At 64.5% G+C, this 361-nt stretch carries 1 pseudogene; it reads right to left on the bottom strand.

From position 1 onward, the window contains the following. A pseudogene (locus J0695_RS40930) lies at positions 1 to 238 on the bottom strand (BMP family ABC transporter substrate-binding protein); the annotation flags it as partial. Between the last annotated feature and the right edge of the window lie 123 nt (positions 239 to 361).

Below are 361 nucleotides of genomic sequence, written 5' to 3'. Positions count from 1 at the left end.
CGTTGCCCGCCGTCATCTCCTTGGACTTGACGCCGAGTTCCTTCTCGGCCTTGTCCACGCCACGGGCTGCGGCCTCGTTGAAGGAGTGGTCATCACGCCCGCCGACGTCGAAGGCCAGGCCCACGCCCATGTCCTTCTTACCGGCGGACTCGGTGGAGCTCTCACCGCACGCGGTGGCAGTCAGTGCGAGGACCGCGGTGGTGCTGACCGCGGCAGCAAGCTTCGTTACCCGACGCAAGAGGACGTCCCCTTCGGCTGCTTGGAAGCGCCTCGTCCGGCGCTGGCTTCCGGCAAAGATTAACGCGCGTAGATTTCAGGTAAAGGCTTCCCGGATCGCTGTTATCGGATCGGTGTCTACCCG

Origin of the sequence: Streptomyces beijiangensis, assembly GCF_017315755.1 — a bacterium.
GTDB classification, from domain to species: domain Bacteria; phylum Actinomycetota; class Actinomycetes; order Streptomycetales; family Streptomycetaceae; genus Streptomyces; species Streptomyces beijiangensis.
Note: the sequence above shows the minus strand (reverse complement) of the source record. Positions and strands in the feature narration are given on the sequence as shown.